Raw genomic sequence first — 6,452 nt, 5'->3', positions numbered from 1 at the left:
GAAGGGCGGCCGGGACTGACCGCCGCCCGGCCCCGCCCGGCGGCCGCCGGGCGGGGCCGGCCCTGCTCGACCTGCGCGACCTGCCGGTCACCAAGCCCGCGCGGGCGCCACTGGCCGCCCCGGCCGTCACCGTCGGCCTGCACCTGTGGCGCCGCAACGCTCTTCTGAGCATCCTCGTCAGATCGGCCGTCCAGGTGACGGCCAGCGCCTTCTCCGCCCGGTGCGCGTGTCGTCTCAGCCCTGCTTGGGGGCCGTCGGCGCGGTGCGGCGCAGGGTGAAGGAGTGGCCGGCCGGATCGGCGTAGCCGCGCTCCTCCAGGGGGCCCGAGGGCTCCTTGGCCTCCAGGGGGCGGCCGCCGAGGCTGATGACGCGGCGTTCCACCGCATCGAGGTCGTCCACCACGAACTCCAGATGCGCCTGCAGGGAGTTCTCGGGGCGGGGCCAGCTGGGCGGGGTCGCGTTGACGTCCCGGCGCAGGGCGATCCGGAAGCCGTCGGCGCTCTTGATCTCCACCCTGTTGGCGGTGGCGTCCGACTCCTCCCCCTCCAGCAGTTCCTTGTAGAACACGGCGAGCTTCTCGGGCTCGGCGCAGTCGAGCACGAGGACCCCCGCTTTCACCAGTGCCATGTCTCCTCCGCAGGATTCCGGCCGCAGGGCGGTCGTGCCCCGCGGATCCGTATCTTGCGGATATCCCCGTCCGGCCGAATCAGTCGGCCTTCAACCACCGTCCGTCGCGCATGAGTTCACGGCCGTCGAGTTCGTCGGCCTCCCGCCAGGCCTGCACCCGCTGCGGCACGACACGGAAGTAGAGATACGGCGTGGCGAGCCGGCGGGGGTCGAACCCGGTCTTGGCGGCGAAGAGTTCGGCGTCCTCCTCGGTCAGGTCGCCGGGCTGGACGGTCTCCACCGTGCCTTCCACCATGACCACGTCACGCGTCGGCCCGATGCCCACACGGGCCCGGCCGGACGCGGCGAGGTTCCGTCCGGTGGGGCTGGACGCGGGTGTGGCGAACAACAGGCACGCGCCGTTCCAGAGGAACGACAGCGGGACGAGGTAGGGCGTCCCCGAGGCGCCGTCGGCCGTGGCGACCCAGGCGTCCACGTCATGGTCCAGGCGGTGCAGGGTGTCCTTCTTGCGCTGCTCGGCGCTGCGTACGGGTGCGGACGTCATCGGGTCGGCCTCCTGACGGGTCGTCGGACGGACTCGGACCAGTGTGGCGCCCCGGTGCGCAGGAGGCCCGGCTGACAGGCCACGGCCTGTGAGGGACGAGGGAGTATACGCAGCTCAAGCGCTTTCCGCCGTAACCGAGATCACGGCAGTGTCACGGAATGGCTGGTTCACGCCTTGGGCAGCCTCGTAGCGCTTCTCGGTTCAACGTTCGGACTGCGAAGCCGAGTTCGAGTGTGCGGCCGGTCATGGCACCGTCCGCTCGCAGGGGCGGGGGGCTCTGCGGTCCGTCTCCCGAAAGGAAGCAGATGCCTCAGGACGTCCGGTTCGACCTGCCCTTCGACACCCCTGTCAGCTACCCGCACGCCTAGGGCGAGGTAGCGCACGGTCGTTCGCAGCAAGAGCCGGAGCCGGTCACTTGAGTCCGGCCGTCCAGCGAGGCCGTCGCGGAACGTGCAGAAGATTCCCGGACCCGGCCGGTCCACGACCACGGTCGATCGATTCCGTTTGCCATGACCACATCCATTGGGAGACCGTTGTGAAATCTCGAGTAGCAGGTGCGGTTGCGAAGGCGTCCGCCGACCGATCGCTCCCGCCGCAGCCAGGCGTCCGGCTCCAGCCCACGGAGGCGGGAACCGCCCTGGCCCGCCTGCTGGTGGAACGCGTCAACGGGAGCACGGAGGAGTACCGGAGGTGCCAGGACGCCGCCCAGCAGCGGCTGGACGCACTCGGATCCGCCGAGTCCAGCACCGCGCTACGCGTGGAGGGCGCCCTGCATCTGGCGCGGCCGGCGTTCCTCCCGCCCGACGAGGAGGGCTACTCCAGGTTGAGGCGTCTCGACGCCGGCCTGCGCGTGATAGAAGAGGCCTTCCCACAGGTCAGCACTGATATCGAGGTGTGCAGACTGACCTGCATGATGCTGGAGGGAGCCTGGCGGACCCGGGCCCTGGCCCCGCCGCGCGAGCAGGCCCAGACAGCCGCCTGCACCTGCCCTCTGTGCCGCCGCCTGCCGACTCCCCCTGCACGCACGCTGGACGACTACCGCTGGCGGCACAGCGCCGGTCGCCCCCTCGTGGTCAAGAACTGGCCGCACCGGCGGGAACTCGACAGCGTCCTCACCGGTGGCTGGTCCTGGACCCGGCAGATGAACGACCTGGAGCGGGATCTCGGGCATCGCCACCGCTTCGAGGACGACATCCTCGTCTTCCACGAGTACAAACGCGTGATCGACACCATCGATACGACCCGCCTCACCCAGCACGTCGAAGAGCGCCTGGCCGAGAACTTCAGCACCAACAGCGCGAGGGCCCTGGTCTCCGGCCTCTTCGCGGCCCACAAGCGGTCCGTCGACGAGTACTGGCTCCAGCAGCACGAGGCGGGCAACGTCGTACTGCCCCAGACCAACCCCCTCAACCAGAGCACCTACTCGATCCTGCAGATGCTGGACTGCCTGTTCTGGCACGTCGCGCCCGACACCGAACTCTGGCAGGAGGAGAACCTCGCCTCCCTGCTGCTGTGCCGCGCCATCGACGACATGGCCGACGTCCGGGCCGACGCCCTCACCGGCGAGATCAGCAACTTCTGGCTCGCCGACATGCCCACCCACACCAAGGCCCTCTACGCCGCCTGTGCCATAGCCATCGTCAAGTACGGCTGCATGCCCGAGGCGCACGACCCGATGTGGAACACCTGGCTGATGACCACCACCGTCGTCTGGATGGGGCTCACGGGCCGCCACGCCCTGTGGTTCGACGGCATCACCCAGGGCCTCCCCCCGGCCGAGGACTGTCCGCTGTGCGACCTGCAGCCCAACTCGTGCAGCGGCATCCTCACCGACGGCACCACCCTCACCATCGCCCCGCGGCGCACCGCGACGGGCCTGAGCCCCCGGGCCGCCGAGCTGTCCGCGCGCTGCCGGGCCCAACACCCGCAGGCATGGTCCCTGTTCGACGCCGAGCTGCATGCCTTCGAGGCACTGCACGGCCCCTGGCACGGCAACACCGACAGCGCGTGGGAGATCCTGCGCCGCACCTACATCGCCGCCGTGGAGGCGTCCAGCTCCGAACCGTCCCTGGAGCGCGCCCGTCAGATCCAGGAGGACGCCGGGGTGGTCGGCTCCGAGAAGTTCCACACCCTGCACGACCCCCGGACCGGGAGGGAGGACACCGCACTGCTCGCCTACATGTTCGGCGGTGCCCACCCGCACTTCCTCTGGAACGCCACGGGATACCGTCCCACGGGTGTCACAGGCGACTGGCTCGACGGCTGACGCAGCGACCGCCGGCACCACGCACGGCGTTGCCCGGCCGGATTCCGGCCGGGCAACACGCTCCGCCGACGTGCCCTAGACGGCGAACTCGACCGGCAGGCTGTCCAGCCGGGACTCCCACGTGGAGGCGGTCGAGCCGAGCTCTTCCGGCGGTACGGCAAGGCGCAGGTCCGGCAGCCGGAGCAGCAGGACGCCGACGCCGATCTCGATGATGGACTGGCCGATGTTCTGCCCCGGGCACTCGTGCGGTCCGGAGCTGAACGCCAGGTGCGACTGGTTGCCCTGCACGGCGACGGCCGAGTCGGGCCGCACCTCCGGGTCGAGGTTGCCGGCGGCCAGGCCCAGGATGAGCAGTTCCCCCTCCTGGACGTGATGGCCCCCGAGCTCCAGATCGGCGGTCGCGAACCGGCCCGGCAGCACGGACAGCGGCGGGGTGTCCCACATGACCTCTTCCACCACCGCGGAGATGTTCAGCTCCCCGCTGACCAGACCGGACAGCCGGCCGGAGTCGGTGAGGAGCCGTTGCAGGACCCGGGCCAGCAGGTTGCTGGTGGTGGTGTGCGCCGCGATCAGCACCAGGCGCAGATGGCTGACGACCTCGTCGTGGTCGAGGCCGGCCGGGTGCTCCAGCAGGGCCGTGGCGAAGTCGGAGCCCGGCTCGGCCCGCTTGCGCTCGGCGAGTTCGGCGAGGATCTGCATGATCCGCTCGTTGTGCTCCAGGGCGCCCTCACCGCCCTTGAAGACCTCGGCGCACGACTCGATCAGGCGCAGCCCGTCCGCCGCGGGCAGGCCCAGCATCCTGGTGAGCACGAGCATCGGCAGCTGCTCGGCGTAGTCGGCCACGAGGTCGGCACGCCCCGCGTCGGCGAACGCGTCGATCTGCTTGTTCGCGAAGTAGGTGACGTGCCGCCGGATGCCCCGGGCGGCCGCCGCCTGCAACCCGTCGGTGACGGCGCCGCGCAGCCTGCGGTGCGGTTCGCCGTCCTGGGACACACAGTCGGGGCGCCAGCCGACCATGGGCATGATCGGCGAGGTCTCCTCGATCCGGCCCTCCCGCCAGTCCCGCCAGATCCGCGCGTCCCGGCTGAACTGGCGGGGGTTGTCCAGCACCCGCCGGTTGTCGCGGTAGCCGAGCACCAACCAGGCGGGCACGTCGCCCTCCAGCAGGACCGGGGCGACCGAGCCGTGCTCCTTGCGCAGCCGCTCGTAGATGCCGGCCGGGTCGGTCGCCGCCTCCGGGCCGTACAGCCGGGTCGGATCGGCCCCGTGGTGCGCGACGGGGCAGCCCCGCACGGCCTGGTGGGAGTTGTCGGTCGAATCGTTCATCGGGGCTCCAGGGCCACGGCCGAGCGTTCCTTCAGATGGTGGATCAGTGCGACCAGGACGTCCCGGCTGGAGGCCCGGTCGCGGGCGTCGAAGGCCACGACCGGGGTGTGCTCGGGGATGTCCAGGGCGTCCCGGATCTCCTCGACCGGATAGTTCCGCGAGTCGGGGAAGACGTTCAGCGCGACCACGAAGGGGACGTCCAGGCGCTCCATCTCCTCGATCGCCCGGAAACTGGACTCCAGGCGGCGCGTGTCCACCAGGACCACGGCGCCGAGGGCGCCCTTGAACAGTCCGTTCCACAGGAACCAGAACCGTTCCTGCCCGGGTGTGCCGAACAGGTACAGCACCAGGCTCTCGTTGATGCCGATCTTGCCGAAGTCCAGGCTGACGGTGGTCTGCGTCTTGTCGGCGACGCCGATCAGGTGGTCGACGTCGGCACTGGCCTGGGTGAGGGTCTCCTCGGTGGTGAGCGGCTTGATGTCGCTGACCGACCGGACCATGGTGGTCTTCCCGGTGCCGAACCCGCCCGCGATCATCACCTTCACCGAGCGGGTGTCCCCGGCCGAGCCTCCGGGTTGGTCAAAGCCTTTCAAGTCCACTGAGTACCTCCTCAAGGAGCGCGAGGTCGGGCCCGCGGCCGGCGTCGTGCGCCGGGATGGGGTTACGGGCTTCGACGCGACCTGCGTCCAGCAGGTCCGACAGCAGCACCGCGAGAATGTTGAAGGGGAGCCCGAGGTGAGCGCCGAGCTCGGCGACCGACAGCGGGTCGCGGCAGCGGCGGAGGATCTCCTCGTGCTCGTGCTGCATGCCCGGTAAGGGGGCGGCGCGGGAGACGACGAGGGTCGCCACGTCGAGGCTCGACGCCGAACCGCCCGGTCCGCTGCGCCCTCCCGTGAGGACGTAGTAGCGCTCGAGACCGGACGGGTCCGACGGTCTGCGGGGAGCACTCATCCAGAGTGCTCCTCCAGGCGCGGAGTGGTGCCGAGGAGCTCACCCATCCTGCGGGCCAGGTCCCTCATCTGGTGCCCGAGCAGGCCCTGGTCGAGACCTTCCCTGGCGAGGACACCGAGGTACGTCTCCACACCCGCGCGCACGACGAACAGGTGCCCGCCGTCCACCTCGATCATCGCGAGGCGCAGCTGCCCGGCGTACTTGGGGAACTGCTCGGCGACCGGCTGGGCCAGGGCCTGAAGGCCGGCCACCACGGCCGCGAAGCGGTCGACGTCGTCGGGGTCTTCGGCGCCGTAGGAGGTGATGGCCTTGCCGTCACTGGAGGCCACGAGGGCGAAACGGATCTCCTGGATGCTCTCGACGAGATCGCGGAGCGCCCAGCTCACATCTGTTCCTTGTTGCGTCATGGGACTAGTCGCTCTCTTCGGTGCGGTGCTCGGTGTACTCGCGGCCGGCGGTGTCGCGGTCGCCGGCCGGCTCGGAGGCCTCCGCCGCGTCGCGTCCGGCGGTGGCGAAGGCGGCGAGACCCGAGAAGGACGCGTCCGGCGGAACGGCGGCGACGGTGCCCCGGTCGGTGCGTTCGGCCGGCCTGGGTGCCTCCGTCTCGTTCCGCCTGCTGCGGCGCCGGGGCAGGCCGCCGGGCGTGGTCTCCGCGACCTCCGCCTGCGCGGCCCGTGGCTGGGGCACGGTGGCCGTCTCGCGGGCCGGGGCCGCGGTGGCGGTGCGCGCCTCCGGGGC

The 6,452-nt window shown here is 70.9% G+C and carries 7 protein-coding genes and 2 pseudogenes; 2 read left to right on the top strand and 7 right to left on the bottom strand.

All coding sequences use genetic code 11. The annotated features are described in order from the left end of the window. Window positions 1-278, top strand: a pseudogene (locus tag GTY56_RS40455) (hypothetical protein); the annotation flags it as partial. Here the strand turns inward: GTY56_RS40455 and GTY56_RS11030 are convergent. Both GTY56_RS11030 and GTY56_RS11025 read right to left on the bottom strand, forming a co-directional pair. Beyond that, window positions 235-627 (bottom strand): VOC family protein, encoded by a 393-nt coding sequence (locus tag GTY56_RS11030; protein WP_030845174.1) that lies wholly within the window; start codon window positions 625-627, stop codon window positions 235-237. The pseudogene GTY56_RS40455 and the gene GTY56_RS11030 sit on opposite strands and share 44 nt — an antisense overlap. A gap of 79 nt (window positions 628-706) precedes the next feature. Then, a complete protein-coding gene (locus GTY56_RS11025; protein ID WP_161364901.1) occupies window positions 707-1,171 on the bottom strand; it encodes a pyridoxamine 5'-phosphate oxidase family protein in 465 nt (154 codons plus the stop codon). Between the two features lie 535 nt (window positions 1,172-1,706). Between GTY56_RS11025 and GTY56_RS11020 the strand changes: the two genes are divergently transcribed. After that, complete coding sequence (locus GTY56_RS11020) at window positions 1,707-3,437, top strand: hypothetical protein (protein ID WP_346345462.1); 1,731 nt, start codon at window positions 1,707-1,709, stop codon at window positions 3,435-3,437. Between the two features lie 75 nt (window positions 3,438-3,512). Here the strand turns inward: GTY56_RS11020 and GTY56_RS11015 are convergent, their stop codons facing one another. The 5 genes and pseudogenes from GTY56_RS11015 to GTY56_RS10995 all read right to left on the bottom strand — a co-directional run. Next, window positions 3,513-4,763 (bottom strand): cytochrome P450, encoded by a 1,251-nt coding sequence (locus tag GTY56_RS11015; RefSeq protein ID WP_161364899.1) that lies wholly within the window; start codon window positions 4,761-4,763, stop codon window positions 3,513-3,515. After that, window positions 4,760-5,362: an ATP/GTP-binding protein gene (locus tag GTY56_RS11010; protein ID WP_161364897.1), complete on the bottom strand. Its 603-nt coding sequence runs from the start codon at window positions 5,360-5,362 to the stop codon at window positions 4,760-4,762. The genes GTY56_RS11015 and GTY56_RS11010 overlap by 4 nt, the downstream gene beginning before the upstream one ends. Beyond that, window positions 5,343-5,714: a DUF742 domain-containing protein gene (locus GTY56_RS11005; protein WP_033308582.1), complete on the bottom strand. Its 372-nt coding sequence runs from the start codon at window positions 5,712-5,714 to the stop codon at window positions 5,343-5,345. The genes GTY56_RS11010 and GTY56_RS11005 overlap by 20 nt, the downstream gene beginning before the upstream one ends. After that, a complete protein-coding gene (locus GTY56_RS11000; protein ID WP_003994857.1) occupies window positions 5,711-6,121 on the bottom strand; it encodes a roadblock/LC7 domain-containing protein in 411 nt (136 codons plus the stop codon). The genes GTY56_RS11005 and GTY56_RS11000 overlap by 4 nt, the downstream gene beginning before the upstream one ends. A 4-nt stretch (window positions 6,122-6,125) precedes the next feature. After that, window positions 6,126-6,452, bottom strand: a pseudogene (locus GTY56_RS10995) (ATP-binding protein); the annotation flags it as partial.

Source organism: Streptomyces sp. SID5643, from assembly GCF_009872555.1.
GTDB lineage: Bacteria > Actinomycetota > Actinomycetes > Streptomycetales > Streptomycetaceae > Streptomyces > Streptomyces iakyrus.
The sequence above is the reverse complement of the archived record's forward strand: the minus strand, read 5'-3'. Positions and strand labels throughout refer to the sequence as shown.